At 65.0% G+C, this 25,190-nt stretch carries 24 protein-coding genes and 1 tRNA gene; 3 read left to right on the forward strand and 22 right to left on the reverse strand.

Going from position 1 to position 25,190, the window contains the following annotated elements; translation table 11 throughout:
- Positions 1 to 124: 124 nt before the first annotated feature.
- Complete coding sequence (locus WQQ_RS21715) at positions 125 to 3,229, forward strand: EAL domain-containing protein (protein ID WP_007187430.1); 3,105 nt, start codon at positions 125 to 127, stop codon at positions 3,227 to 3,229.
- Positions 3,230 to 3,372: 143 nt separating this feature from the next.
- Here WQQ_RS21715 and recJ read toward each other — a convergent pair whose 3' ends face one another.
- From recJ to trpA, 5 genes are read right to left on the reverse strand one after another with little or no spacing between them, the layout of a single operon-like run.
- Positions 3,373 to 5,106 carry a single-stranded-DNA-specific exonuclease RecJ gene (gene recJ, locus WQQ_RS21720; protein ID WP_007187431.1) on the reverse strand — a complete coding sequence of 578 codons (1,734 nt, stop codon included), beginning with the start codon at positions 5,104 to 5,106 and terminating at the stop codon, positions 3,373 to 3,375.
- Positions 5,096 to 6,028, reverse strand: coding sequence for an SPOR domain-containing protein (locus WQQ_RS23400; RefSeq protein WP_007187432.1), 933 nt, complete (start codon positions 6,026 to 6,028; stop codon positions 5,096 to 5,098). Before WQQ_RS23400 ends, recJ begins: the two co-directional genes overlap by 11 nt.
- Positions 6,025 to 7,359, reverse strand: coding sequence for a bifunctional tetrahydrofolate synthase/dihydrofolate synthase (gene folC, locus WQQ_RS21730; RefSeq protein WP_366490383.1), 1,335 nt, complete (start codon positions 7,357 to 7,359; stop codon positions 6,025 to 6,027). Before folC ends, WQQ_RS23400 begins: the two co-directional genes overlap by 4 nt.
- A 4-nt stretch (positions 7,360 to 7,363) precedes the next feature.
- A complete protein-coding gene (gene accD / locus WQQ_RS21735; protein WP_007187434.1) occupies positions 7,364 to 8,233 on the reverse strand; it encodes an acetyl-CoA carboxylase, carboxyltransferase subunit beta in 870 nt (289 codons plus the stop codon).
- Positions 8,234 to 8,251: 18 nt separating this feature from the next.
- Entirely contained in the window at positions 8,252 to 9,073 is an 822-nt protein-coding gene (trpA, locus tag WQQ_RS21740) for a tryptophan synthase subunit alpha (protein ID WP_007187435.1), read from the reverse strand.
- A gap of 302 nt (positions 9,074 to 9,375) precedes the next feature.
- Here trpA and WQQ_RS21745 point away from each other — a divergent pair, with 302 nt between their 5' ends.
- A complete protein-coding gene (locus WQQ_RS21745) occupies positions 9,376 to 9,573 on the forward strand; it encodes a hypothetical protein (protein WP_007187436.1) in 198 nt (65 codons plus the stop codon).
- Positions 9,574 to 9,663: 90 nt separating this feature from the next.
- Here WQQ_RS21745 and WQQ_RS21750 read toward each other — a convergent pair.
- The 16 genes from WQQ_RS21750 to lpdA form a co-directional block, all read right to left on the reverse strand.
- A tRNA-Lys gene (locus WQQ_RS21750) sits at positions 9,664 to 9,739 on the reverse strand.
- Positions 9,740 to 9,818: 79 nt separating this feature from the next.
- The gene (gene queC / locus WQQ_RS21755; RefSeq protein WP_007187437.1) at positions 9,819 to 10,505 is read right to left on the reverse strand and encodes a 7-cyano-7-deazaguanine synthase QueC; all 687 of its coding nucleotides are present in this window, start codon (positions 10,503 to 10,505) and stop codon (positions 9,819 to 9,821) included.
- Positions 10,502 to 11,179 carry a 7-carboxy-7-deazaguanine synthase QueE gene (gene queE, locus WQQ_RS21760; protein WP_007187438.1) on the reverse strand — a complete coding sequence of 226 codons (678 nt, stop codon included), beginning with the start codon at positions 11,177 to 11,179 and terminating at the stop codon, positions 10,502 to 10,504. Before queE ends, queC begins: the two co-directional genes overlap by 4 nt.
- 8 nt (positions 11,180 to 11,187) lie before the next feature.
- Positions 11,188 to 11,997: a tol-pal system protein YbgF gene (gene ybgF, locus WQQ_RS21765; RefSeq protein WP_050997805.1), complete on the reverse strand. Its 810-nt coding sequence runs from the start codon at positions 11,995 to 11,997 to the stop codon at positions 11,188 to 11,190.
- Between the two features lie 47 nt (positions 11,998 to 12,044).
- Positions 12,045 to 12,560, reverse strand: a complete 516-nt coding sequence (gene pal, locus WQQ_RS21770) for a peptidoglycan-associated lipoprotein Pal (protein ID WP_007187440.1) — start codon at positions 12,558 to 12,560, stop codon at positions 12,045 to 12,047.
- Positions 12,561 to 12,616: 56 nt separating this feature from the next.
- Entirely contained in the window at positions 12,617 to 13,906 is a 1,290-nt protein-coding gene (gene tolB / locus WQQ_RS21775) for a Tol-Pal system beta propeller repeat protein TolB (RefSeq protein WP_040455307.1), read from the reverse strand.
- A 41-nt stretch (positions 13,907 to 13,947) separates the two neighbouring features.
- Positions 13,948 to 15,009, reverse strand: a complete 1,062-nt coding sequence (gene tolA / locus WQQ_RS21780; RefSeq protein WP_007187442.1) for a cell envelope integrity protein TolA — start codon at positions 15,007 to 15,009, stop codon at positions 13,948 to 13,950.
- Positions 15,010 to 15,015: 6 nt separating this feature from the next.
- Positions 15,016 to 15,468, reverse strand: a complete 453-nt coding sequence (tolR, locus tag WQQ_RS21785; RefSeq protein ID WP_007187443.1) for a protein TolR — start codon at positions 15,466 to 15,468, stop codon at positions 15,016 to 15,018.
- A gap of 2 nt (positions 15,469 to 15,470) precedes the next feature.
- Positions 15,471 to 16,151, reverse strand: coding sequence for a protein TolQ (tolQ, locus tag WQQ_RS21790; RefSeq protein WP_007187444.1), 681 nt, complete (start codon positions 16,149 to 16,151; stop codon positions 15,471 to 15,473).
- A 149-nt stretch (positions 16,152 to 16,300) separates the two neighbouring features.
- Positions 16,301 to 16,702, reverse strand: coding sequence for a tol-pal system-associated acyl-CoA thioesterase (ybgC, locus tag WQQ_RS21795; protein ID WP_007187445.1), 402 nt, complete (start codon positions 16,700 to 16,702; stop codon positions 16,301 to 16,303).
- A 9-nt stretch (positions 16,703 to 16,711) separates the two neighbouring features.
- The gene (gene ruvB, locus WQQ_RS21800) at positions 16,712 to 17,773 is read right to left on the reverse strand and encodes a Holliday junction branch migration DNA helicase RuvB (protein WP_007187446.1); all 1,062 of its coding nucleotides are present in this window, start codon (positions 17,771 to 17,773) and stop codon (positions 16,712 to 16,714) included.
- Positions 17,760 to 18,356, reverse strand: a complete 597-nt coding sequence (ruvA, locus tag WQQ_RS21805) for a Holliday junction branch migration protein RuvA (protein WP_007187447.1) — start codon at positions 18,354 to 18,356, stop codon at positions 17,760 to 17,762. Before ruvA ends, ruvB begins: the two co-directional genes overlap by 14 nt.
- A gap of 80 nt (positions 18,357 to 18,436) precedes the next feature.
- Positions 18,437 to 18,958 carry a crossover junction endodeoxyribonuclease RuvC gene (gene ruvC / locus WQQ_RS21810; RefSeq protein ID WP_007187448.1) on the reverse strand — a complete coding sequence of 174 codons (522 nt, stop codon included), beginning with the start codon at positions 18,956 to 18,958 and terminating at the stop codon, positions 18,437 to 18,439.
- Positions 18,959 to 18,974: 16 nt separating this feature from the next.
- A complete protein-coding gene (locus WQQ_RS21815) occupies positions 18,975 to 19,694 on the reverse strand; it encodes a YebC/PmpR family DNA-binding transcriptional regulator (RefSeq protein ID WP_007187449.1) in 720 nt (239 codons plus the stop codon).
- 33 nt (positions 19,695 to 19,727) lie between these two features.
- Entirely contained in the window at positions 19,728 to 20,309 is a 582-nt protein-coding gene (locus tag WQQ_RS21820) for a YfaZ family outer membrane protein (RefSeq protein WP_007187450.1), read from the reverse strand.
- Positions 20,310 to 20,390: 81 nt separating this feature from the next.
- Positions 20,391 to 21,827 (reverse strand): dihydrolipoyl dehydrogenase, encoded by a 1,437-nt coding sequence (gene lpdA / locus WQQ_RS21825; protein WP_007187451.1) that lies wholly within the window; start codon positions 21,825 to 21,827, stop codon positions 20,391 to 20,393.
- 117 nt (positions 21,828 to 21,944) lie between these two features.
- Between lpdA and WQQ_RS21830 the strand changes: the two genes are divergently transcribed.
- A complete protein-coding gene (locus tag WQQ_RS21830) occupies positions 21,945 to 24,455 on the forward strand; it encodes a glycogen/starch/alpha-glucan phosphorylase (RefSeq protein WP_007187452.1) in 2,511 nt (836 codons plus the stop codon).
- Positions 24,456 to 24,555: 100 nt separating this feature from the next.
- Here the strand turns inward: WQQ_RS21830 and WQQ_RS21835 are convergent, their stop codons facing one another.
- Complete coding sequence (locus WQQ_RS21835; protein WP_007187453.1) at positions 24,556 to 25,182, reverse strand: bifunctional 4-hydroxy-2-oxoglutarate aldolase/2-dehydro-3-deoxy-phosphogluconate aldolase; 627 nt, start codon at positions 25,180 to 25,182, stop codon at positions 24,556 to 24,558.
- Positions 25,183 to 25,190 lie beyond the last annotated feature (8 nt).

Genomic DNA, 25,190 nt, shown 5'->3' on the forward strand with positions numbered 1-25,190 from the left:
TTGTGCTGTGTAATGATGTCCACAACCAGGTTGTAGACCACCAGCTGCAATGAGCCGATCGCGACCCAGCACCGCAGCGATGCAGACCAATGCTCAGTCTCGGGCGTTGTCATGGCGTCAGAGCTTGCAGTTCAAGCTCGGTCTTGCACTGGGCCTGATCACGCTTGCGCTCGCCGGCCTCGCGTACTGGGCTGCGGACGAGCTCGTCCGCAGCAACCTCGTCGACGACCGCTACGCCTACGACAGTGAAAGCGCACTCCGCCTGGCCGAAAAGCTCGGCGCCGACACGCGCGACGTGCAAAGGCTCGCGAGCACGATCGCGCTGCTCGCCTTGCAGTCGTCCGGACCCTCGCGCACGACGGCGATGGCGTCGATCCCAAGCCTCATCGAGCACAGCCGAGCGGACAGCCTGATCGTCTCGGCTGGCGTCTGGCCCTTGCCCAAAACCCTCGATCCGCTCGCCGAACGCGCAAGTGAGTTCTGGCTGCGCGATGCCTCGGGCGCATTCCGGGCCCGAGGCGACTACAACGATCCGGCCGCGATCAGTTATCTGCAGGAAAGCTGGTTCACGCCGGCACGATACCTGCCGGCCGACACCTGTTTCTGGACGCCGGCGCATCGCGAGGCCCTGTCCAAGCAGGAGGTGGTCTCCTGTACCCTGGCGATGCGGGACGGCCGTGGCTTCGTCGGCGCCGTCACCGTCAACCTGTCGACCATCCGGCTCAACGAGCTGTTCGCGCGCTATTCTCAGGGCGGCAAGGGCTACAGCCTGCTGATCGGCCGCGACAACCGCCTGCTCGGCATTTCCGACGCGGCCGCGCTGGCCTTCGGTGCTCAGCCGCCGACCAACCTCGTCGAACTCGCGCAGAAGCTGCCCGCCTTCAATCCGCTGGCCCTGTTCATGCACCAGCAGAACGAAGCCTTCATTTCGGCCGCCGTGCAGTCTTCGCTCTACAACGCGGCGACGGTCTCCGCACTCAAGGACGCAAGCCGCGAAATGTCGCGGACCGAAGCCGAAGCCTCGCTCGCCGCGATCTGGAACGGCATGTCCAACAGCCAGCAGCAAGCCGTGGCCAGTCAGCAGCTCCAGTTCGACAGCGACGCGGTGCTCGGCGAACCCTCGTTCGCCAACATCATCGGCCTGCCCGGCACGCACTGGCGACTCGCACGCGTGGTGTCGACGCGCGACGGCCTGGCCGGTGTCGATTACCTGTTCTCGCGCACGCTGATGGTCATCGGAATCGGTCTGGCGCTCTCGATCCTGCTGATCTACGCGGGAGTGAACTGGCTGGTGCTGCGCCCGCTGCGGCGCATGACCGGCGAGCTCGCGCACGCCGAATCGGCCGAAGACGCGCTGCACCTGCAATTCAACGAAAACGCCGACAACGAGATCGGCGTGCTCTCGCACTGGCACAACGAGCGCGTGCGCCAGCTGCGCGAGCTGATGGAGCGCACGATCGCGACCAACTCGCAGCTGGTGGTCGAGTCCGACGAGCGCCGGACCGCGCAGGAGGCGCTGGTCAAGGCGCAGGAGCGCGCCACACTCGCGCTGCAGGCGGTCGCCGACGGCGTGATCATGACCAACGAGCGGGCCATCGTCGAAGAAGTGAACCCGATGGCCGAACAGCTCTCGGGCCTGGGCCATCGCGCGGCCCGCGGACGCTCGTTCGCCGACGTCTTCCGGGCACGCAGCTGCGATCCGGAGTCTGGGCAGTCGACACCGCTCGCCAACCTGGCCGAACTCTCGATCAGCCGCGGCGCCCGGCTCGAATACACCAGCGGCGTGTTCCTGCAGCGCGATGCGCTGCCTGACGCCGAGGTCTACGTATCGGTCACCCCGATCCGCACGCGCCTGAATCGGGTGATCGGGGCCATCGTCGTGTTTCGCGAAATCTCGGGCGCCATCACGGTCGGGGGCGAAAAGCCGCAGCCGGAACAACAAACGCGCGACGTCGTCACCGGCCTGCCGAATCGCGTCGCCTGCGATCGCGCCCTGCGCCTGTTGCTCGACAGCCAGCGCGCCCATCCGCGGCCGAGCGTGGTGCTGTCGCTCGACGTGGATCACCTCAAGCGCATCAACGACATCGCGGGCCAGCAGGCCGGCGACGAAGTGCTCGCACGGCTCGGCGAGTCGCTCGCCTCCAAGGTCGGCAACGCCGGCGAAGTGTTCCGCATGGGCGCGGACCAGTTCGTCGTGCTGCTGACCAACTTCGAGCCCGAGCGGGCCCGCATCTTCGCCGAGGCCTTGCGCGAGCTCGTCGCCAACACGCGCATCTATTGGGAATCGCAGCCGCTGTCGGTGACCGTGAGCATCGGCATGACGCCGATCACCGACGACATGCAGTCGCCGGTCGACGTGCTCGCACGCGCCGAGGACGCCTGCGCCGCCGCCAAGCGCGCCGGTCGCAACGCGGTGAAGCCCTACGATGCGAGCCTCGATCGCGCCGAAACCAGCATCGACGATTCGATCTGGGTACGTCGCATTCGCGCCGGACTCGAACAAAGCCTGTTCCACCTGACCACGCAGTGGATCATGCCGGCGCAGGCGCATCAGTCCGAAGGCCACGTCTACGAGATCCTGCTCGCACTCGAGGACGAGGAAGGCTTCTGGGCCTCGCACGGCGCCTTCATGCCGGTGGCCGAGCGCCATCACCTGGTCGCCGAAATGGACCGCTGGGTGCTGCGCTCCACGCTCGACCACCTGTCGCGCTATCCGGACACGCTCGAACGCCTGGCCTTCTGCGCGATCCAGCTGTCCGGCAGCACGCTGGCCGATCATTCGCTGATCGAGTTCCTGGCCGACCAGCTGCAGCTGCATCCGGACGTGCCGGCGCGCAAGCTCTGCCTCGAAGTGCACGAGAACGTGCTGTCGGAGTTCCCGAACCAGGCACAGACCTTCTGCGAGGCCATGCGCACGCTGGGTGTTCGCGTCGCGGTCGACCAGTTCTCGGGCCGCAGCTCGTCCGATGTCGCACTGATCCGGCGCCTGCACCTCGATTTCGTGAAGATCGATGCGCTGCAGTTCCGCAGCCTGTCGACCGACCCGGTCGAGCAGATGCTCGCCGAATCGGTGATCCGGCTGTCGCGCGCCCTGCGCAAACGCGTGGTGGTCGGCAACATCGCCGATGCCGGCGCGCTCGAAGCCTGGCGACGCCTCGGTGCGGACTATCTGCAAGGCGCCACGGTGGCGAAGCCCTCGCCGGTGGTGTTCTATGCGCCGGGCGGCTGAAGCATTGCCCAGGGGCTACTGCGCTCGCCAGATCGCGTCAGGACGGAGCGCAGGAACCGGAGCGTACCTAGACGTACGTGAGGATTCCGAGCACCGCCCTGACGCGATCTGACTTCGCTCGCTACGCCCCTGGGCAATGCTTGTTAAATCGGTTCGAGATATTCGAGCCGCAGATCGAGCGATTCGCGATCGCGGAAGCGATTCACCCCGACCGCGTACACCGCGCGCAGCCGGCCCTTGCGGCACAGGCGCTCGGCGCCGCCGAAATCGATCGCGCTGATCTCGAGCGTCGGCGGGCCGTCGATCAGGCGCAGCCGATACTTCGCGTGGCTGCCGTCGCTACCGACGATGCGGGCCTCGGCGACTTCGAAGCAGTTGTCGAAGCGCGGCTCTTCGAACCCGGTGCCCCAAGGGCCGCCACGCTCGATCGCGAGCGCGGTCTGCACGTTGAACTCCTCGTTCGCGAGCGGGCCGTCGGTTTCGATGCGGATCACGTTCCAGCCTTCGGGCAGGCCCACCCGGCAGGCTTCGTCGAAGGCCTGCTGGAACCTGCGGTAGTTCGCCTTGCGCAGGCTCAGTCCGGCTGCCATCGCGTGGCCGCCGAAGCGCTCGATCAGGCCCGGATGCCGCGCTTCGACGAGGGCGATCGCATCGCGAACGTTGAAGCCCGGGATCGAGCGCGCCGAACCCTTGAGCGTGTCGCCGCCCTGCCCCGGTGCGAACGCGATCACCGGGCGCTGCACGCGCTCCTTGATCTTCGACGCGACCGGTCCGACCACGCCTTCATGCCAGTCCGGGTCGAACACCGTGACGCCGGCCCGGTTCTCCTCGACGTCCTCGGCGATCTGCAAAACCGCGTCCTCGGTCATCGTGCGCTGGATCTCGCGGCGCTCGCGGTTGATGCGCTCGAGCGTCTCGGCCAGCGGCTGCGCCTGCTCGAGCGTCTCGGCCAGCAGGCATTCGATGCCGGTGCGGATGTCGGCGAGCCGGCCCGCCGCGTTGATGCGCGGGCCGAGCACGAAGCCGAGGTCGCTCGCCGTGAGGGTCGAAGGATCGCGGCCCGCGCCGGCCAGCATGGCGAGCAGGCCGGGCCGCCCGCGCCCGCTGCGCAAGCGGGCGATGCCCTGGGCGACGAGGATGCGGTTGTTGCGATCGAGCCGCGCGACATCGGCGACCGTGCCGACGGCAACCAGATCGAGCCAATCCGCGAGCTTGGGCTCGTTCGCAACCGTGAAATGGCCGCGCTGGCGCAGCCGGGCGCGCAAGGCCGCGAGCAGGTAGAACATCACGCCGACACCGGCCAGCGACTTGCTCGGAAACCCGCAGCCGGGCTGGTTCGGGTTGACGAGCGCATCGGCCAGCGGCAGCTCGGGGCCGGGCAAATGGTGGTCGGTGACGATCACGCGCATGCCCAGCCTGCGCGCGGCGGCCACCCCGGCGATGCTCGCGATGCCGTTGTCCACCGTGACGAGCAGCTGGGCGCCGAGCGCGGCGGCGGCTTCGGCGAGCGGCGGAGACAGGCCGTAGCCCATCGTCACGCGGTTCGGCACCACGTAATCGACCTGCGCCGCGCCCATCGCGCGCAGGCCCAGCACCGCGAGCGCGACGCCGGTGGCGCCGTCGGCGTCGTAGTCGCCGGCGATGACGATGCGCTCGCCGTTCTTGATCGCGGCTTCGAGCAGATCGACCGCGACTTCCAGGCCGAGCAGACCGGTCGGCACCAGCATGCGGGCGAACTCGAGCGCGAGCTCGTCCGCACTGCTCACTCCGCGTCCTGCATAGACGCGATGCAGCACAGCCGGAATCGAAGCGTCGAAGCGGTGATCGACCAGCGCACGCCGCGTCAGGCGCGGGCGCTGCGCCCAGTCATGGCCCATCGTTGACGACCTGTGCCGGCAGCTTGGAACCGGCGATGCGTCCGCGAGCCGCGTCGGCCGCCTCGCGCGTCGGAAACGGGCCGCAGCGCACGCGGTAGCGCGCCCCGCCGCTCGTGTCGATGACGGTGATGTTGCTCGGATAGCCGAGCGACTTGAGCTGCGCCTGGATCTGCCGCGCGTTGGCGATATCCGCATAGCTGCCGGCCTGCACGGCCCAGCGCACGGCACCCGGGGCGGCCGGAGTCACGGGCTTGGGCGCGGTGGCGGTGGCCTCGGGCTTCGGCGACGGCGGTGGCGTTGCATCCGGTTTGGCGACGGTCGCGGCTTCGGGCTTGGGCGTTGCCGGCACGGGAGTCGGTTTCGGAGCGTCCTTGATCGGCGCTGGAACAGCCGGCTTCGGCGCCTCGGTCTTGCGCGGCGGCTCCGCCGGCTTGGCTTGCGGATTCGGCGCCGGCTTTTCCGTGGGCTTCGTTGCGGGCTTCTCCGCCGGCTTCGAAGCGGGCGCCGGAACCGCGGGCTTGGGCCTGGATTCCGGAACCGGCTCTTCGGGCAGCTCTTCCATCTCGGGAGCCTGCTCGGCGACCGCGGGCTCGCTGCCGGACTCGGTGGGTGGGCGAATATCGGTCTCGCCGCTTGCGGCGAGTTCGACCGAGTCGGGCACATAGCGGCGTTCGTCGGTGCCGGCGCTCAGCGCTGGCCTGCCCTTGTCTTCGCGGCTGCGATCGCGCCCGTCGGCCAGCGGACGCTCGTCCGAGAACTGCTCGACCATCCGCCCCGATTCGTCGACCTGCACCTCGACGACCTTGAGACCCGCATCGAGCTCGGGCGGCTGATTCGGCTGCGGCAGCAGCAGGCTGACGATCAGCGCGCCCGCGGCGAGCACGCCGGCACCGACCAGTCGGCGAATCAGGGTCTCATTCATCGGCGGACATCATCGGTGGAATCGAACTGCAAGGCCTGCATGGCATGCGCGACGGTGAGGAACGAGCCGCAGACGACGGTGATGTCGCCCTGGCTCGAAGGCGCGCATTGTCGCACTGCCCGATCGAGACTCGCATGGCATTCGCCGCTCGGAGCGCTCAGCTGCAGAGGCTCGGCGCGCTGCCTGAGTTCGTCGGCCGAAAGCCCGCGCGGCGGCGGCAGGCTCACGAAATCGATCTGTCGCACCTGCTTGGACAGAATCCGCAGCACCGTTTCGACCGGCTTGTCGGACAGCATGCCGAGCAGCAGGCGCGGTCGGGTCGGGAGCCTCAGGGAGGCGAGATTGCGCGCGAGCACCTCGGCTGATTCGGCGTTGTGGGCGACGTCGAAAATCCAGTCGCCGATGCGCTCGAAACGGCCCCGGAGCCTCAGCGCCGGCAACGCCGCCCGGATGTCCGGCGCCTCGACCGGCAGCCGATCGCGCAGGGCTTGCAGCGCCGCGATGACGCCGGCCGCGTTCGCGAGCTGCGCCTCGCCCTGCAGGCCCGGCATCGGCAGCGCATCGAACTGCGATCCGGCGCCCGACCAACGCCACGACGACTCACTGTCCGTGCGATAGTCGTAGCCGGCCCCGAGCGCAAGCACGTGCGCGCCGATCTCGCTGGCCTTCGTGAACACGCTGCGCGGCGGATCGCGCTCGGCCACGATCGCGGGCCGGCCGCTCCGGAAGATGCCAGCCTTTTCGACGCCGATGGTTTCGCGATCCGGGCCAAGCCAGTCGAGGTGATCGAGCCCGATGTTGGTGACGATCGCCGCGTCGGCATCGACGATGTTGACCGCATCGAGCCGGCCGCCGAGACCGACTTCGAGCACCTGCACATCGACCTGCGCGCGCCTGAACAGCCACAAGGCGGCGAGCGTTCCGAACTCGAAATAGGTGAGCCCGATGTCGCCACGGGCGGCTTCGATGGCCTCGAAGGCTTCGACGATCCGCTCGTCCGCGGCTTCGGCGCCATCGATGACGATGCGCTCGTTGTAGCGCAGCAGATGCGGCGAGGTGTAGAGGCCAACGCGATAGCCCGCCTGCCGGTAGACCAGCGCGGCGAGCGTCGAACTGGAACCCTTGCCGTTGGTGCCGCCGACCGTCAGCGTGAGCGGCGGCGAATCGAACAGGCCAAGGCGCTGCGCAACCGCGCGCACACGGGTAAGCCCCAGCTCGATCGCCGAGGGATGCAGGCCTTCCTGGTAGGCCAGCCAATCGGCCAGAGGGACCGAAGGCGGCGGGGCTGGAACCGCGCTCAGACGAAGCCAGGCGCGGGAGTGATGCCGCAGCGCATCAGGCGCTCGGCGGCGGAGCCCAGTGCGTCATCATCGCGAGCAGGCGATGCAGCTTCTCACGCAGCTCGCGACGGTCGACGATCATGTCGATCGCGCCATGCTCGAACAGGAACTCGGCGCGCTGGAAACCTTCCGGCAGCTTCTGGCGCACGGTCTGCTCGATCACGCGCGGACCGGCGAAGCCGACCAGTGCGCGCGGCTCGGAGATGATGATGTCGCCGAGCATCGCAAGGCTTGCCGACACGCCGCCCATGGTCGGATGCGTGAGCACCGAGATGAATGGCAGGCCGCGTTCGGAGAGCTTGGCCAGCGCGGCCGAGGTCTTGGCCATCTGCATGAGCGAGAACAGCGACTCCTGCATGCGCGCGCCACCGGTCGCCGAGAAGCAGACGTACGGAATGCCCGCTTCGAGCGCCGCATTGGCACCATGCACGAACTTCTCGCCGACGACGCTGCCCATCGAGCCGCCCATGAAGCCGAACTCGAAAGCCGACACCACCAGCGGCAGGCCGATGATCTGGCCCTTCATGACCACCAGCGCGTCCTTCTCGCCGGTGTCGGCCTGCGCCTCTTTGACGCGGTCGGTGTACTTGCGCGAGTCCTTGAACTTGAGCGGATCGGCCGGAGCGAGGTCGATCGCGATCTCGACGCGCGGCTCCTTGTCGAGCAGCTGGTTCAGACGCGAGCGCGCCGTGATCGGGCGATGCGCCGAACACTTGGGGCACACCTCAAGGGTGCGCTCAAGCTCGGCGCGATAGAGCACCGAGCCACAGCCATCGCACTTGGTCCACAGACCTTCGGGAACGTTGTGCTTGCGAACGCCCGTGGTCAGCAACTGCGATCCGGAAATTTTGTCGAGCCAGCTCATGTCCGTGCACCCATTGCGTTAGTGATGACTACTCGATGACTCGTCCAATGCCACCCGCATCGCCTTGAGCTTGTCCCTGAGCAGACCCGGCAAGACGGCTGGCGTCGCCTGATGCTTTTCGATTTCGCCGACCAAGGCGCTACCGACGATAACGCCGTCGGACACCTCACCGACCCGGGCCGCCGATTCCGCATCGCGGATTCCGAAGCCGACGGCCAGAGGCAAATCGGTGAACTGGCGAATTTCGTCGAGCTTGGCCGCAACTTTGCCCACGTCCAGGTTCGCCGAACCGGTGACGCCTTTCACGGAAACATAATACAAATAACCACCGGCCTGCGAGGCCACGGCCCGGATTCGCTCGGCCGGGCTCGTTGGCGCGAGCAAAAAGATCAGATCGATACCGCGCGCCTTGAGCACCCTGGAGTACTCGGCCGATTCCTCGACCGCCAGATCGACAATCAGCACGCCGTCGACACCGGCCTCGGCCGCCGCATCGGCGAACGGCTCCAGACCCAGATGCTCGACGGGGTTCAGGTAACCCATCAGCACAATCGGTGTATTGGCATTGTTGCGCCGGAACTCCTTCACCATGCCGAGAATCTGCTTGAGGCTAGTGCCGTGCACAAGCGCGCGTTCGCAGGCGAGCTGGATCACCGGGCCATCAGCCATCGGATCCGAAAACGGAACCCCGAGCTCGACGATATCGGCTCCGCCTTCGACTAGCGCATTCATCAGACCCACGGTCTGATCCGGATGCGGATCGCCGGCGGTAATGAACGGGATCAGCGCCTTGCGCTGCTGCTGCTTGAGTTGAGTGAGTACCGCAGAGATACGACTCATGCGTCCTTACGAATTCTGCCGGTCATCGAGCGATGCCGTGATGAGTAATGCGACGATTCCAGAATGTCCATCCCGTGCGGGCAAGACTGAATCGGCCTTGAACAAGATGGCGACTTTACGGGATCGCCACTTCCACACTCAAGCGTACTGTTTTCGTATGGTTGGCTGGGAATGAACTAAAACTTACCAAAGAATAAGTCAAGCCTATCGGAGGAATTCGAACTGGCAATTGGGAATCTCTGAAGTTCACCCCTATCTTTGTTGCATCGCAGCATTCGCTATCTCTGAGCAAGGAGGCCGCCATGAAACGCTTGATTCCGAACTTCTCCGACTGGTTCGCAGCCTGGGTATCGGCGGGCCAGTACAGCTCTGTCGAAGAGCTCGAACTCGATACCGACGTGCTGCCTTCGAACAGGATTCGTCTGTTCCGCCCTTCGACCAGGGCCGGCGCTGCCGACAGGCCCCGGCCGAGCAGACAGCCGCGAGTTCGCTGGGGTTGATGAGCTGGGTCTGATGAAATCGGCGAGCCAAGCAAAAGGCCTCTCCAACTGATGTTGGAGAGGCCTTTTCTTATCTCGAGCGCTGCCAGATGGTGGGTCGTGATGGATTCGAACCATCGACCAATTGATTAAAAGTCAACTGCTCTACCGACTGAGCTAACGACCCATCCGGACAGCCTTACAAACAAAGCCCCCTGAGCGGGGGCCGCGCATCATACTGGAACCTGTCTTCGGGTTGAATAGTTTCAGGCCGATTGATAGCGAGTCGGGTCGGCCAGACCCGCCACTTCGAAGCCGGCGCGACGAAGACGGCAGGAGTCGCAGCGCCCGCACGCCGCGCCCGAGTCGTCAGCCTGATAGCAGGACACCGTCTGCGCGTAATCCACGCCGAGCCGAGTGCCCTCCGTCACGATCTGCGCCTTGCTCATCGCAATCAACGGCGTGTGAATGCGGAACCGCGCGCCCTCGACGCCCGCCTTGGTCGCCACATTCGCAAGCTTCTCGAAAGCTTCGATGAACTCGGGCCTGCAATCCGGATAGCCCGAGTAATCCACGGCGTTGACGCCAATGAACAGGTCGGTCGCTCCGACGACTTCGGCCCAGCCCAGGGCGAGCGACAGAAACAAGGTATTGCGCGCCGGGACGTACGTCACCGGAATACCGCTCGTGGGCGTCACCGGGACCGCAATCGACCGATCGGTGAGTGCAGAACCGCCGAGCTCGTCGAGATTCACGCGCATGACCTGGTGTCGCACCGAGCCCATGCTGGTCGCGACACGGACCGAGGCCTCGATCTCAGCCGAGTGACGCTGGCCATACGAAACGGCGAGCGTGTATGGCTCAAAGCCCTGCTCCACCGCCATCGCGAGCACGGTCGCCGAATCGAGCCCGCCGGACAGCAACACCACGGCTTTCCTGGCTTGACGGTTCATCGTCCCTGCTCCTCGCCCCACAACTGCTTGTGCAACTGGGTTTGAAAACGCACCGCGAGCCGATCTTCTACGATCCAGTCCGCGAGTTCGCGCGCCTTCACCTGGCCATGGCTGGGCGAAAACAGAACCGTGCAGCGTCCGGTCAGCGCGTGCTCTTCGATGATGCGCTTGGACCAGTCGTAATCGCTGCGTGAGCAGATCACGAACTTGACCTCGTCATGGCTCGTGAGCTGGGCCAGATTGCTCCAGAGATTGCGCTCGACCTCGCCCGAATCGGGTGTCTTCACATCGACGACGCGCATGACCCGTGTATCGACGGCCGAGACATCCAGCGCGCCGCTGGTCTCGAGCGAGACCGCGTAACCGGCATCACAAAGTCGTTTGAGCAACTCGACGACGTTCTTCTGCGCGAGCGGCTCTCCGCCCGTTACGCAGACATGGCGAGCGCCCAGGGCCGCCACCTCATCGAGAATCTGATCGAAACCCTTCCATTGCCCGCCGTGGAAGGCATACGCGGTATCGCAGTAGACGCACCGCAAGGGGCAACCCGTCAGCCGCACGAAAACCGTCGGCCAGCCCGAGTATGAGGATTCGCCTTGCAGCGAAAGAAAGATTTCGGTGAGCTTCAGCCGTTCGTCACGCGCCGGCGCCGGCTGCGCAACGGCAAAACCCATGGTGCTACTTACCCACCCAGTGTTTCCAGTCGCTGCCGCGCGATATTCGCGGCATTCGACGTGGGGAATTCGCGTGTCACGCGCTGCAGCGTAGCCTTGGCGTCGCTCGTGCGCTTGAGTTCGATCTGGCAAAGCCCGACTTTGACCAAACCATCAGCCAGCTTCGGGCTGGTCGGGAAACGATCGACAAGGGCCTGGAAGCTGCTCAACGCCCCGTTGTAATCGCGCTTGACGTAATAAGCCTCGCCCATCCAATACCACGAGTTATCCGCGTAGCGCCCCTGTGGCCATTGCTGCTGCATGGACTTGAAACCGCGGATGGCGTCGTCGTACTTGCCGTTCTTGAGCAGATCAAAGGTCGACAGGTATGCCGCTTCTTCCTCGGGAGACGCAACGGTAGGGCGCTGCGGCGTGGGTGCCGTAGCAATCGTGCCAGGCGTGGCGCCCGGAATGATGCCCGGAGCACTCGATACAGCGGGCGGCGCAGTGCCCTCTAAGCGCTGCAGTCGCGAATTGATGTCCTGATACAAATCCTTCGTCGTCCGATCGCGCTGGTCACTGTCGTAGCGAAGCTTTTCGACAGTACCGCGCAAATCGCGAAGATCCTCGCGCAAACGGCTCAGTTCCTGATCCGTAGCGCTGGAGTTGAGATTATCAAGACGGCGCGACATCGCCGCCGTCTTGTTCTCGAGATCCTGAAGCCGACGCTCTTCCGGGGAGAGTTGCCCCGAACCATTGATCGGCCCACCCATATCCGCGCAGCCACTGACAGCGAGAACCGACAGGAGCATTAACGCAGAACAGCGGTGGGCCGACATAAGGAGCCTCTTGGAATTCGAAGAACGTCAGGCGTCAGCTGATAGACTTACTGTTGCACGAACTCGACGCGGCGATTCAGCGACCAGGCCGACTCGTCGTGGCCCGGAGCGGCCGGGCGCTCTTCGCCGTAGCTGACGACGCTGATCTGGCTGGCCGAAGCGCCACCCGAGGTCAAAGCGGCCTGCACGGAGTTGGCGCGATTCTCGCCGAGCGCAATGTTGTATTCGCGGGTGCCGCGCTCGTCAGTGTTGCCTTCGAGACGAACACGAACGCTCGGGTTAGCCGCCAGATAGCGAGCCCACAGCGAAGCTGTGGCCTGCCCCTCGGAGGTGAGATCGGCGCTGTCGTAATCGAAGTAGATCACTTTCTTAGAAGCAACCTGCGAAGCCAGGTCACCCAGGCCCGAACCCGAAACGTTGCTGTCGGTGGCACCGTAGCCGGTCATCCCGCTATCGGTGTTCGAGACCGGCGGCGGAGCCGTGTTCTTCTTGCCTTTGCTGGCGCAACCCGTCACTGCGACGCTACCCACAACCACTGCCGCAACCAGAATCTGCTTCAACATTTCAAAGCTCCTGAAAGAAAGTCCCGTCATTGTCGGGTAAATAACTAAATTTTTGATTAACGCGATAAAGGCGACCATGCGGGCTCTCGAACATCACCGGGCTGCCGCAGGCGCTGCTTGACCCGACCATCTGTTGTGACAGTCGCCAGCTCGGCGGCCCCGGATTTCTGGGTCGCGTAGATGATGACTGCACCGTTGGGAGCGAAACTCGGGCTTTCATCCATGTTGCCGTCGCTGAGGATGCGAAGGTTGCCGGAAGCCAAGTCAAGTAGCGCGATACGATAACTGGAATTTTCGACATTGACCAGAGCTAGACTCTTGCCATCGGGGGCAAAACTGGCGCGCAGATTCTGCTTGCCCTGAAAGGTGATTCGCTGTGCATCGCCCCCTCCGACCGAGGTGCGATACAGCTGCGGCTGACCGCCACGATCGGACGTAAAAACGATGCTCTGACCGTCCGGGGCGAACGCCGGCTCGGTATCGATTCCGTAGTGGTCGGTGATCCGGCGCTTGCGTCCTGAGGCGACGTCGATGATGTAAATGTCCGGGTTGGTTTCGTACGACAGCGTGATGGCCAGCTGCGTGCCGTCCGGCGACCAGGCCGGCGATCCGTTGATGCCCTTTTCGGAGATCACGCGCTTGACCACGCCGGTGGCGATGTCGTGCACGTAGATGCCGGAGCGACCGCGCTCATAGGCCACATACGCGAGCTTCTTGCGATCCGGCGACCAGGCCGGCGACATCAGCGTCTCGCGCGAGCTTGCGATGGTGCGCGGGTTGAAGCCGTCCGCGTCGGCGATCAGCAGCTGGTAGGTCCGCGAGGGGCCGAAACCGCTCGAAGCCACGTACGCGATCTTGGTGTTGAAGATGCCCGGAATGCCGGTGAGCCGCTCGAAGATCAGGTCGGCGATCTGGTGCGCCACGTAGCGCAGCTGGTCGGGAGCGACCGGCGGCATGTCGTAGGCGATCAGCTGCTCACCGCGATAGACGTCGAGCAAAAAGAAACGCGTCGACATGCGATCGCTGCCGGGCTCGCGGTTCATGCGGCCGATGACGAGGCTCTCCATGTTGACCGCGCGCCAGTTGCGGAAATCGACCTGGCCGGGCTCGTTCGGACGCTCGAGCATGTCGCCGCGCGGCAGCGACTGGAACAGGCCGCTGCGGTTCAAGTCGGCCTCGATGATGCCGGCGACGTCGGTCTGCGCCGGATCATTGCCGGCGAACGGCACGATCGCGATCGGCTTGGCGCGAGTGTTGCCGCCGGTGACCGTGAATTCCAGATCGGCACGCGCGAGCCCCGGCACGATCAGCAATAGGACCAGTATCAGGCGTTTCATAGCATCCATGACTTACCTCGCATGACGAAATCCTCGTGTAACCAATTTCACTACTGCAGCATTTCGGGGGTGAAGATCGGTTTCAGGGTCCGATCGAAGGCCTTCGGGTCCGCGGGCAATGGCAGAGGGCTCGCCTTGAGCACGGCGGTACGGACGGAATCGTCGAACGCCGGCGAACCCGAGCTCTGGATCACGCGCACGTCGATCACCTGGCCGCTCGGCAGCAGGGTGATCGTGACCTGGCAGCGCAGGTTGTTCGGCAGGCCCGGAATGCGGTCCCAGTAGCGGCTGATGTGCTCGATGAGCTGCTGCTGCCAAGTGGCCTGCACGCCCTGGATGTACTCGCCTTCGGCGCGCGCGGCCTCCTCGGCCATCATCTTGCGCGCCATGTCCTCCTGCTGCTTGCGCGCGTTCTCTTCGCGACGGCGCTGCTCCTCGGCCGCCTTGCGAGCCGCCTCTTCGGCCTTCTTCTTTTCGGCTTCGGCCCGAGCGCGCGCCTCGTCTTCCTGGCGCTTCTTCTCGGCGGCTTCCGCTTCGGCTTTCTGGCGAGCGTCTTCGGCGGCCTTCTGCTTGGCGGCTTCTTCGGCCTTCTTTTTCTCGGCCGCCTCGGCGTCGGCCTTTTTCTTGGCCTCTTCCTCCTGAGCCTTGCGCAACGCGAGTTCGGCCTGCTTCTTTTTTTCGGCCTCGGCTTCGGCTTGTTTCTTCTTCTCGGCCTCGGCCTGGGTTTTCTTCTGCTCTTCGGCCTTGCGGGCTTCGAGCTGACGTTGCTGATCGGCCTTTTCCTGCTGCTGCGCCTTGAGCTTTTCTTCCTGCGCGCGCGCCTGCTTCTTGATCTCTTCCTGCCGCTGCTGCTCGCGCTTCTTGAGCTCTTCCTGGCGCTTGCCTTCCTCGGCCTTGCGCTGCTCGGCCATGTCGTCGGTCTTCTGCTCGGGCGTGACGCGCGGCGTATCGGTCGGCGTGTCCTGCTTGGCCGAAGGCTTGGGCACGACCATCGCCACCATGACCGGCGGCGGCTCGATCTTGGTCTGGCACTGCACGCCGAAGATCATTAGCAGGATCAAAGCGGCATGCGCGGCTGCCGCCAGCAGGAAATGGCGCTTCGAAACGGGCATGCAGCCTCAGTTCTTCTTGGGCGTCGTAACCACGGGGTCGGTCACGAAACCGATCTTCTGCACACCGGCGCTTTGCAGCACGGCCATGGCGCGGGCGACCGATTCGTAAGGCACTTTGGCGTCACCTTCGACCAGAAACATCTCCTGCGGCTTGTTGCGGACGATGGCACCGGCACGCGCGCGAACGTCTTCGTCCGACAGCGGCGAATCCTTGTTGTCGCCGACGTTGAGGAAGAACTCGCCGTTGCGATTGACCGACAGTGTGATCGGCTCGTCGCCCTGCGTCATCTGCTGGCCGTCGGTGGCCGGAAGCTCCACTTCGATGCCCTGCGTGAGCAGCGGCGCGGTGACCATGAAGATGATCAGCAGCACCAGCATGACGTCGATGTACGGCACCACGTTCATCTCGGCGTTCATGCGGCGCTTCTTGCCGCCGCGCGGACTGACGGAAGCGCCCATGCTCAGCTCTTCGCGCTGCGCAGCGCGCGTTCGATGATGCCGATCATTTCGTCGGAGAACGTCAGGTAACGGTTCTCCAGGCTCTCCACGCTACGCGTGAAGAAGTTGTAGGCGACGACTGCCGGAATTGCCGCGAACAGGCCGATGGCGGTGGCGATGAGCGCTTCGGCGATGCCCGGCGCGACCATCGCGAGCGAGGCCTGCTTGACGTTACCGATGGCGATGAAGGCGCTCATGATGCCCCAGACGGTGCCGAGCAGGCCCACATAGGGGCTCACCGAACCGATCGTCGCGAGCAGCGAAAGACCGCCTTCGAGACGCTCGACCTCACGCACCTGGGCGACGCGCATCTGGCGCTGCACCGCAGCCATGATGTCGTCCGGATCGATGCGGCCGCCTTGCTGCTGGCGCGTGTATTCCTCGAAGCCCGCCGAGAAGATCGGCACCAGGCCTTCGTCTTCCTTGTTGCGGCGGGTCGATTCGTAGAGATCGGTCAGCGCGCCGCCGGACCAGAAGCGGTTTTCGAAATCATCAGCAGCCTTGCGAGTCCGGGCCAGCAGATTGCGCTTTGCGAAGATCACCGCCCAGCTTCCCACCGATGCCGCCAACAACAACAGCATGATGAACTGGACCGGCAAGCTCGCCTGTGCAACGAGATGTGCCAGCGACAGATTGGCATTCATTCCCCGATGACCCTCCGAAACGTCTGGATAAACAACGATAGACGACGCCCGGGCGACGACAATGCCCGGAGCGTGACGCATGAGTCTGTGATTATATGCGCAACAATGTGGCGTCAGCGCATGAATTTGGAGTGAACCCGCTGCCTTTTTCAGGCTCTGAAACCGAGATCCGGCATGCGCCTCGGCGCAAACGTACGCGCATCCACGCAAGCCACCTGTACACGCGCCTGGCACAGGATGACAGCATCCTCGCCGCGGCGACTCAAGGCTTGTGCAAACGTCAGCGAGGCTTTCTTGAGTTCGGCGATGCGGGTGACGACCTCGAGTTCGTCGTCGAGCCGCGCGGGCCGCTTGTACTGGATCTCCAGATTGGCCACCGTGAACGCCACCCCGACTTCGCACATAAGCTTGTGCTGGTCGAAGCCCAGGGCGCGCAGCCATTCGCTGCGTCCGCGTTCGAACCAGCGCAGGTAGTTGGCGTGATAGACCACGCCGGAAGCGTCGGTGTCTTCCCAGTAGACGCGCACGGGCCAGTGGTGGCTGTCGCTCATTGCCCGAACTCAGTCGGAGCCGAACAGGTCAGGCGTCACGCGGGTTTCGAGCCCGGTCGGCGGCTTGAGCCCGTAGTGCTGATAGGCCAGGCGCCCGGCCACGCGACCGCGCGGCGTGCGCATCAGGTAGCCCTGCTGGATCAGATACGGCTCGATCACGTCTTCGATGGTGTCGCGCGATTCGCCGATCGCGGCCGCGAGATTGTCGACGCCGGCCGGGCCGCCATCGAAGCGCTCGATCAGGGTCAGCAGCAGCTTGCGGTCCATCAGGTCGAAGCCGTTGGAATCGACGTCGAGCAGCTTCATCGCCTCACCGGCGATCTGCTGGGTGATCACGCCCTGCCCGCGCACCTCCGCGTAATCGCGCACTCGGCGCAGCAGGCGGTTGGCGATGCGCGGGGTACCGCGCGAGCGGCGCGCGATCTCGTGCGCACCACCGGCTTCCATCGGCGCCCTGAGAATGCCGGCCGAGCGCTCGACGATGCTCGCGAGATCCTCGACCGAATAGAACTCGAGCCGCTGCACGATGCCGAAGCGATCGCGCAGCGGGCTCGTCAGCGCACCGGCGCGCGTGGTGGCGCCGACCAGCGTGAACGGCGGCAGATCGAGCCGGATCGAACGCGCTGCCGGGCCTTCGCCGATCATGATGTCGAGCTGGTAATCCTCCATCGCCGGATACAGCACTTCCTCGACGACCGGCGACAGCCGGTGGATTTCGTCGATGAACAACAGGTCGCGCGGCTCGAGGTTGGTCAGCAGCGCGGCCAGATCGCCGGCCCGTTCGAGCACCGGGCCCGAGGTCTGGCGCAGGTTCACGCCCATTTCCTCGGCGAGAATATGCGCGAGCGTGGTCTTGCCGAGGCCCGGCGGGCCGAAGATCAGCACGTGGTCGAGCGCCTCGCCGCGACGGCGTGCGGCCTCGATCGAAATACCCATCTGCTCGCGAACCACCGGCTGGCCGACGTAATCGGCGAGTCGGTGCGGGCGGATCGCGCGCTCGATGCGTTCCTCGTCCGAGCCGCCGACGCTCGCGGAAACGGCGCGGTCGGAGGTCGGCTTAGCGGACGGCACGGCGCAGCGCTTCCTGGATGATCTGTTCGGTGCTCATGCCGTCCTGGTGGACGGCATCGGTGAACCGCTGGATCTCGGCCGGCTTGTAGCCGAGCGCGACGAGCGCCGCCTTGGCTTCCTGCAACGGGCTGCTCGCCACGGCCGCCGAGGCGCCGGGCAGGCCGATACTGCCCGCGTCGCCGCCACCGGCCTTGTCGCGCATCTCGACGACGAGACGCTCGGCGGTCTTCTTGCCGACGCCCGGAACCTTGGTGAGCCGGGCCACTTCGCCGGCGCGCACGGTGCTCCAGAAATCTTCGACGCTGATGCCCGAGAGCAGCGACAGCGCGAGCTTGGGACCGACGCCTGAAATCTTGATGAGCTCGCGAAACAGCGCCTTCTCGACGCTGCTGCCGAAGCCGAACAGCAGGTGCGCGTCTTCACGCACGGTCAGGTGCGTCTGCAAGGTCACCGTTTCGCCGAGCGCCGGCAGCTTGTAGAAGGTCGACATCGGCGCCTCGATCTCGTAGCCGACGCCACCGACGTCGAGCACGAGCAAAGGCGGCTGTTTGACGACGAGTTTTCCGGTCAGGCGTCCGATCATGGCGGCAGTATTCGGGTTTGGCAGCGTGGGAACAAGCCGGATGGCGACGGCCCAGCCGCGAGGCGTCGAGCCCCCCGCGCTCAGCCCCAGGCCTTGCTGAGCGCGATGCCGGTCTTGACGCGCGTTCCGCGCACATGGGCGTGCGTGAGCGCGACCGCGAGCGCGTCGGAAGCATCGGGCGACAGCTTGTCCTGCAGGTTCAGCAGCACCTTGACCATGTGCTGGACCTGTTGCTTCTCGGCGCGGCCGTTGCCCGCGATCGCGACCTTGACCTGCGCAGCGGCATATTCGGCCATCGGCACGCCGGAGCCGGCGATCGCGCAGATCGCCGCGCCTCGCGCCTGGCCGAGCACGAGCGCGCTCGCCGCATTGGCGCGGTTGACGAAGGTTTCTTCGATCGCGACTTCCTCGGGCGCGTATTCCTCGATGATCTCGGAGAGCCCGCGCAGGATCTTGAGCAGGCGCGGGGCGAGTTCGCCATCGCCGAGCGACAGGCAGCCGTTGGCGACATGCACATTGCGATGGCCGCTCGACTCGATGATGCCGTAGCCGGTCTTGCGCGACCCCGGATCGATGCCGAGGATGCGGACTGTCGTGGCCACGGAACGCCTCGCCCGATCAGGCCGGCAGTTCGGCGTTGTGATAGACCTCTTGGGTATCGTCGAGCTCTTCGAGGCGATCGATGAGCTTCTGCAGCGTTTCCGCCGCCTCACCCTCGACCGCCACGCGATTCGACGGACGCTGCGTCACGCGCGCCTGCGCCGGCTCGAGCTTGGCATCGACGAGCGCCTTCCTGACCGTTTCGAACACATCGGGCTGGGTCACCACCTCGCACCAGCCGCCGTCGGTTTGCACATCGTCCGCCCCGGCTTCGAGCGCGATTTCGAGAATCTTCTCCTCGAGCTCGGGATTGGCGCTGACGTCGAACCAGAGCTGGCCGGCTTCGGCGAACTGGAAGGCCACCGAGCCGCTCGTGCCCATGTTGCCGCCGTGCTTGGAGAACGCGTGGCGCACGTCGGCGACCGTGCGCGTCGGGTTGTCGGTCACGCAGTCAACGATCACCGCGATGCCGCCCGGGCCGTAGCCTTCGTAGCGAACTTCCTGCTGGGCGTCGGCGCCTTCGCCGCTCGCGCGTTTGATCGCGGTCTCGATCTTGTCCTTGGTCATGTTGACGTCGAGCGCTCTCGACACCGCCAGACGCAGGCGCGGATTGCCGGCCGGGTCAGGCCCCGAGGCGCGGACCGCCAGACTGATCTCGCGAATCAGCTTGGTGAAGACCTTGGCTTTGACGGCATCGGCCGCATTCTTGCGGCCTTCGATACTCGGACCACGACCCATGAGAGGACTCTCGGAAGATTTTGCGCTGGAAGTTTAGAACTTGAAGCGGAACCCGAGGTGGAAGCCATCGTCCGCATCGAAGGCATGACCGTTGTCCGGGTCGATGCGCAACTGACGGTAGCCCACGTACACCGAGGCGTTGCGCAGCACCTGGTAGTCCGCCGATAGCGACCATTCGCTCTGGTCTTCGATGTCGCCGAAAGTCAGCACCTTGGGCGAATACCAGAAGTAACCCTGCAGACCCAGACGCTCGAATCCCGCGAGCCGGATGTCGAACTGGCCGCCGAGCGCCAGGCCGCCGCCGTCGCCGCCGTCCGCGTCCAGGTACTGGGCCCGAACACCGAGGCCGGCCGTTGCGCGCACTTCCTGGGCGCCGGTGTCACCGGTCGCGAGCAGGCCCGCGTGGATTTGCTTCAGATCGAGGTTCTCGTCGTCGCTGTAGAGAGCGCCCAGCTGGTACTGACCCTCGGCGTCGGTCGAAAACAGGCTCGACAGCGCGCCGCTGAACTCGCCACGCACCGCCTCGTCGTTGAGGTTCAAGTCGAGCGATGCGGCCTGGGCCGGCATGGCAGCACTGGCAAGCGCGAGGACCGGCAGCATTTTGAACAGCTTCATTCTCTCTCCTGATTGCCGCTTCCGAGCCCTTTGCGCCGAGCAGCGGCGCGCAAAGGACTTCCGTTTGTTGGAAAGCCGCGCTTACTTGCGCGGCTTGTTGATACCGTGAATCGCGCGGCCGTCGACCGACAGGATCGCGTCGTGGAAGGTTTCCGCGAGCGTCGGGTGGCCGTGCATGGTCAGCGCGAGATCTTCGACGGTCGCCGAATATTCGAGCGCCAGCACCGATTCGGCGATCAGCTCGGAGGCGAACGGGCCCACCATGTGCACGCCGAGGATGCGATCGGTCTTGACGTCCGCGATCACCTTGACGGTGCCGGCGGCCTGTTCCATCGCCTTGGCGCGGCCCGACGACACGAACGAGCCGGTGCCCGTCTTGACCTCGAAGCCGGCCGCCTTGGCCGCTTCCTCGGACAGACCGACCCAGGACACTTCCGGCGCCGTGTAGATGACCGACGGAATCGCGTTGTAGTTGACCTGCGTGTGGTGACCGGCGATCTGCTCGGCCAGGGCCACGCCCTCTTCGATCGCCTTGTGGGCCAGCATCGCGCCACCGATCACGTCGCCGATCGCGTAGACGCCCGACACGTTGGTCTTGTAGTGACCGTCGACCTTGACGAAGCCACGCTCGTCGAACGCGACGCCGATCTCCTTGGCGTTGACGCCGTCGGTGTAGGGCTTGCGGCCCACGGCGACGACGAGCTTGTCGAAGGTTTCGGTCTTCTTCTCGCCGCCCTGCTCGTATTCGACGACCACCGCATCGCCCTCGACCTTGGCTCCGGCCACCTTGGCGCCCAGGCGGATATCCAGGCCCTGCTTGGTCAGGTGCTTGAGAGTTTCCTTGGCGATGGCCTGATCGACCATCGGCAGGAAAGTCGGCAGCGCTTCGATGATGACGGTCTTGGCGCCGAGGCGGGCCCAGACGCTGCCGAGCTCGGTGCCGATCACGCCGGCACCGATCACGCCGAGGCGCTTGGGTACTTCGGTGAAATCGAGCGCGCCCCAGGAATCGACGATCTTGTCGTTGTCGAAGGCCGCGATCTTGAGGTTCACGGGCGCCGAACCCGTGGCGATGATGACGTGCTTGCCGACCAGCTCCTGGGTCTTGCCGTCGTGCCCCTTGAACTCGACCTTGCCATCGCCGAGCAGCTTGCCGAAGCCGAACAGGCCGGTGACCTTGTTGGCCTGGAACAGCGCCTTGATGCCGCCGGTGAGGTCACGCGAAATCTTGGTCTTGCGGGCCTGCATCTTGGCCAGGTCGAAGGCGACCTCGCCCGTGCTAATGCCATGCTTTTCGAACTCGTGTTGTGCACGATGCACGAGTTCGGACGATTCGAGCAACGCCTTGGACGGAATGCAGCCCGCGTTCAAGCAGGTGCCGCCGAAAGCGGGCGACTGATCCTTGTTGAGCCAGGCGTCGATGCACACCGTCTTGAGACCCAGCTGCGCAGCGCGAATCGCAGCGGGATAACCGGCCGGGCCGCCGCCAATCACGATTACATCGTAGTTTTCGCTCATCTTTCTCTCTCTCGGTGATACGAATATTGTAACCCCAGTGCAGGCCCGGGCGCAGGCTTCGAGCGCGCACGGAATTTGCGATCACGCGCATTCAAGAACCAGAACGGAGTCTGCAGAATGACGAACACCGACCGTCGTGTGAGTGAGCGCGCTTCTCTCGATAAACGAGATCTGCGCCGCTCCTTCCTCGACAACCTGCTCTACGTGCAGGGCAAGTTTCCCAAGCTGGCGAACAATGCCGACTATTATCTGGCCCTCGCCCACACGGTGCGCGATCGTCTGATGCAACGCTGGATCAGCACCGCGTCGGCGTACACCTCGCAGGCCTCGCGCACGGTCTGCTATCTGTCGGCCGAGTTCCTGATGGGCCCGCATCTGGGCAACAACCTGATCAACCTGGGCATCTACGACGAGACGGCGAAGATGGTCGCCGAGCTCGGGCTCGACCTCGAAGACCTGCTGTACCAGGAAGAAGAGCCCGGGCTCGGCAACGGCGGCCTGGGCCGGCTGGCGGCCTGCTTCATCGATTCGCTCGCCACGCTCGAAGTGCCGGCGCTCGGCTACGGGATCCGCTACGAATACGGCATTTTCCATCAGACCCTGGTCGACGGCTGGCAGGCCGAGAAGACCGACAAGTGGCTGCGCTACGGCAATCCCTGGGAAATCGCGCGGCCCGAATGGACCGTGGAAATCCGCTTCGGCGGCCACACCGAGCAGTATGTCGACGAGCAGCAGCGCTTGCGCGTGCGCTGGCTGCCGGCGCGCGTGGTGCTCGGCGTTCCGCACGACACTCCCATTCTCGGTTATCACGTCAACACCGCGAACACCCTGCGGCTCTGGAAGGCCGAGGCGGCCGAGTCGTTCGACTTCGGCCAGTTCAACCGCGGGGATTACGCCGGCGCGGTGACGCAGAAGATCGTCTCCGAAAATCTGTCGAAGGTGCTCTATCCGAACGACGAGCAGGAGGCCGGCAAGGAACTGCGCCTGCAGCAGCAGTACTTCTTCGTCTCCGCCTCGCTGCAGGACATGCTGCGCATCCTCAAGATCCAAGGCGTTCCGGTCGAGAATTTCCACGAGAAGTTCGCGGTACAGCTCAACGACACGCATCCGGCCATCGGCGTCGCCGAGCTCATGCGCCTGCTCGTCGACGAACATCTGCTGGTCTGGGATACGGCCTGGGATATCACCTGCAAGAGTTTTGGATATACCAACCATACGCTGATGCCCGAGGCGCTCGAGCGCTGGTCGCTGCCGCTGTTCCAGCGCGTACTGCCACGGCATCTCGAGATCATCTACGAAATCAACGCACGCTTTCTCGATCAGGTGCGCCTGCGCTTCTTCGGCGACGAACAGCGCCTGGCCCGCATGTCGCTGATCGACGAACACGGGCCGCGCTACGTGCGCATGGCCAATCTCGCCTGCGCGGGCAGCCACGCGATCAATGGTGTGGCCGATCTGCACACCGAGCTGCTCAAGCAGGACGTGCTCAAGGATTTCTACGAACTCTGGCCCGAGAAGTTCAGCAACAAGACCAACGGCGTCACGCCGCGCCGCTGGATCGTACTCGCCAACCCGCGGCTCACCGCGCTGATCAGCGAAACGCTCGGCGAAGGCTGGATCAAGGATCTGGGCCAGCTGCGCGGGCTCGAACGGCATGTCGAGAACGCGGACTTTCGCGCGCGCTGGGCCAAGGTCAAGCGCGACAACAAGGCCGATCTCGCGGCGCACATCACGCGCCGGCTCGGCATCTCGATCAACCCGGATTCGATCTTCGACGTACAGGTCAAGCGCATCCACGAATACAAGCGCCAGCATCTCGCGGCGTTGCACATCATCGCGCTGTATCTGCGCATCAAGGCCAACCCGAACATCGATCTGACGCCGCGCACTTTCATCTTCGGCGGCAAGGCGGCGCCGGGCTATTTCATGGCCAAGCTCATGATCAAGCTCATCACCGCGATCGGCGATGTGGTCAACGTCGATCCGGCCGTGCGCGATCGCTTGAAAGTCGTGTTCATGCCGAATTTCTCGGTGACCAACGGCCAGCGCATCTACCCGGCAGCCGATCTGTCCGAACAGATCAGCACCGCCGGCAAGGAAGCCTCGGGCACCGGCAACATGAAGTTCCAGATGAACGGCGCGCTGACCATCGGCACGATGGATGGCGCGAACATCGAGATCCAGCAGGAAGTCGGGGCCGAGAATTTCTTCCAGTTCGGCCTGTCGACACCGGAGGTCTACGCGCTCGGCGCGAGCGGCTATCGTCCGATGGAGTACTACCAGCGCAGCGATGCGCTGCGCGAAGTCATCGACCTGATCGCGAGCGGCTTCTTCTCGCGCGGAGATGCGAGCCTGTTCAAGCCGCTGGTCGACAACCTGCTCTATCACGACCCGTATTTCCTGCTCGCCGACTTCGATTCCTACGTCGCCTGTCAGGACGAGGTTGCGAGCGTCTATCGCGATGCCGACCGCTGGACGCGCATGGCCATCCTCAACAGCGCGCGCTCGGGCAAGTTCTCGTCCGATCGCACCATCTTGCAGTACTGCGATGAAATCTGGGGCGCCAAATCGGTGCCGATCCGCCTGCTCACGCAGGAGGACGTCGAGTCCGCATTCGAGCAGCAGTAGCGGCAGCGATACCAAGAGCTGGCTTCAAACGAAAAGGCCGCCGATGACTTCGGCGGCCTTTTCGTTGGCGGCGCCTGGTGGCGCCGCGCCGGCGACTACGTCATGGGTTTCGCAGTGCGCTTGCCTGCCGGGCCAGCTCGCTGATCTCGCTCCAGCGCTCACCGGCGACCAGATCGTTCGGCACGATCCATGAGCCGCCCACGCAGGCCACGTTGGGCAGCGCGAGAAACTGCGGCGCCGTCGCGGCGTCGATGCCGCCGGTCGGGCAGAAGCGCACGTCGGCAAAGACACTGCCAAGCGCCTTGAGCATGCCGATGCCGCCGGCCTGCTGGGCCGGAAACAACTTCATCGCCGTAAAGCCCGCATCGCGACGCAGCATCACGTCGGAGGGCGTCATCGCCCCGGGCAGGAACGGCAGGCCGCAATCCCGGATCGCGGACAGCAGCGACGGCGTCGCACCCGGGCTCACGCCGAACTGCGCGCCCGCGGCGATCGCCTTGCTCAAGTCATCGGGGTTGGTGATGGTGCCGGCGCCGACGATGGCCTCGGGAACCGCATCGCGCATCGCGCGCATCGCATCGAGCGCGGCGGGGGTTCGCATCGTCACCTCGAGCACGCGCACGCCGCCGTCGACGAGCGCCCGCGCCAGACCGATTGCACTTTCCAGGCGCTGGATCACGATCACCGGAATCACCGGGCCGGCCGCGAAGATCTCGTCGATGGTCATTGCTCGCG

Source organism: Hydrocarboniphaga effusa AP103 (assembly GCF_000271305.1).
Taxonomy (GTDB): Bacteria; Pseudomonadota; Gammaproteobacteria; order Nevskiales; family Nevskiaceae; genus Hydrocarboniphaga; species Hydrocarboniphaga effusa.

Excerpts from the sequence above, each read along its gene's own strand:
- WQQ_RS21830 (WP_007187452.1), top strand. The coding sequence starts at position 21,945 with ATGACGAACACCGACCGTCGTGTGAGTGAGCGCGCTTCTCTCGATAAA.
- ruvA (WP_007187447.1), bottom strand. The coding sequence starts at position 18,356 with ATGATCGGACGCCTGACCGGAAAACTCGTCGTCAAACAGCCGCCTTTG.
- tolB (WP_040455307.1), bottom strand. The coding sequence starts at position 13,906 with ATGGATGCTATGAAACGCCTGATACTGGTCCTATTGCTGATCGTGCCG.
- pal (WP_007187440.1), bottom strand. The coding sequence starts at position 12,560 with ATGTTGAAGCAGATTCTGGTTGCGGCAGTGGTTGTGGGTAGCGTCGCA.
- lpdA (WP_007187451.1), bottom strand. The coding sequence starts at position 21,827 with ATGAGCGAAAACTACGATGTAATCGTGATTGGCGGCGGCCCGGCCGGT.
- tolQ (WP_007187444.1), bottom strand. The coding sequence starts at position 16,151 with ATGAATGCCAATCTGTCGCTGGCACATCTCGTTGCACAGGCGAGCTTG.
- queC (WP_007187437.1), bottom strand. The coding sequence starts at position 10,505 with ATGAACCGTCAAGCCAGGAAAGCCGTGGTGTTGCTGTCCGGCGGGCTC.
- recJ (WP_007187431.1), bottom strand. The coding sequence starts at position 5,106 with ATGGGCCATGACTGGGCGCAGCGCCCGCGCCTGACGCGGCGTGCGCTG.
- WQQ_RS21815 (WP_007187449.1), bottom strand. The coding sequence starts at position 19,694 with ATGGGTCGTGGTCCGAGTATCGAAGGCCGCAAGAATGCGGCCGATGCC.
- WQQ_RS21835 (WP_007187453.1), bottom strand. The coding sequence starts at position 25,182 with ATGACCATCGACGAGATCTTCGCGGCCGGCCCGGTGATTCCGGTGATC.
- WQQ_RS21820 (WP_007187450.1), bottom strand. The coding sequence starts at position 20,309 with ATGAAGCTGTTCAAAATGCTGCCGGTCCTCGCGCTTGCCAGTGCTGCC.
- tolA (WP_007187442.1), bottom strand. The coding sequence starts at position 15,009 with ATGCCCGTTTCGAAGCGCCATTTCCTGCTGGCGGCAGCCGCGCATGCC.
- WQQ_RS23400 (WP_007187432.1), bottom strand. The coding sequence starts at position 6,028 with ATGAATGAGACCCTGATTCGCCGACTGGTCGGTGCCGGCGTGCTCGCC.
- trpA (WP_007187435.1), bottom strand. The coding sequence starts at position 9,073 with ATGAGTCGTATCTCTGCGGTACTCACTCAACTCAAGCAGCAGCAGCGC.
- WQQ_RS21745 (WP_007187436.1), top strand. The coding sequence starts at position 9,376 with ATGAAACGCTTGATTCCGAACTTCTCCGACTGGTTCGCAGCCTGGGTA.
- ybgC (WP_007187445.1), bottom strand. The coding sequence starts at position 16,702 with ATGAGCGACAGCCACCACTGGCCCGTGCGCGTCTACTGGGAAGACACC.
- ybgF (WP_050997805.1), bottom strand. The coding sequence starts at position 11,997 with ATGTCGGCCCACCGCTGTTCTGCGTTAATGCTCCTGTCGGTTCTCGCT.
- accD (WP_007187434.1), bottom strand. The coding sequence starts at position 8,233 with ATGAGCTGGCTCGACAAAATTTCCGGATCGCAGTTGCTGACCACGGGC.
- tolR (WP_007187443.1), bottom strand. The coding sequence starts at position 15,468 with ATGGGCGCTTCCGTCAGTCCGCGCGGCGGCAAGAAGCGCCGCATGAAC.
- queE (WP_007187438.1), bottom strand. The coding sequence starts at position 11,179 with ATGGGTTTTGCCGTTGCGCAGCCGGCGCCGGCGCGTGACGAACGGCTG.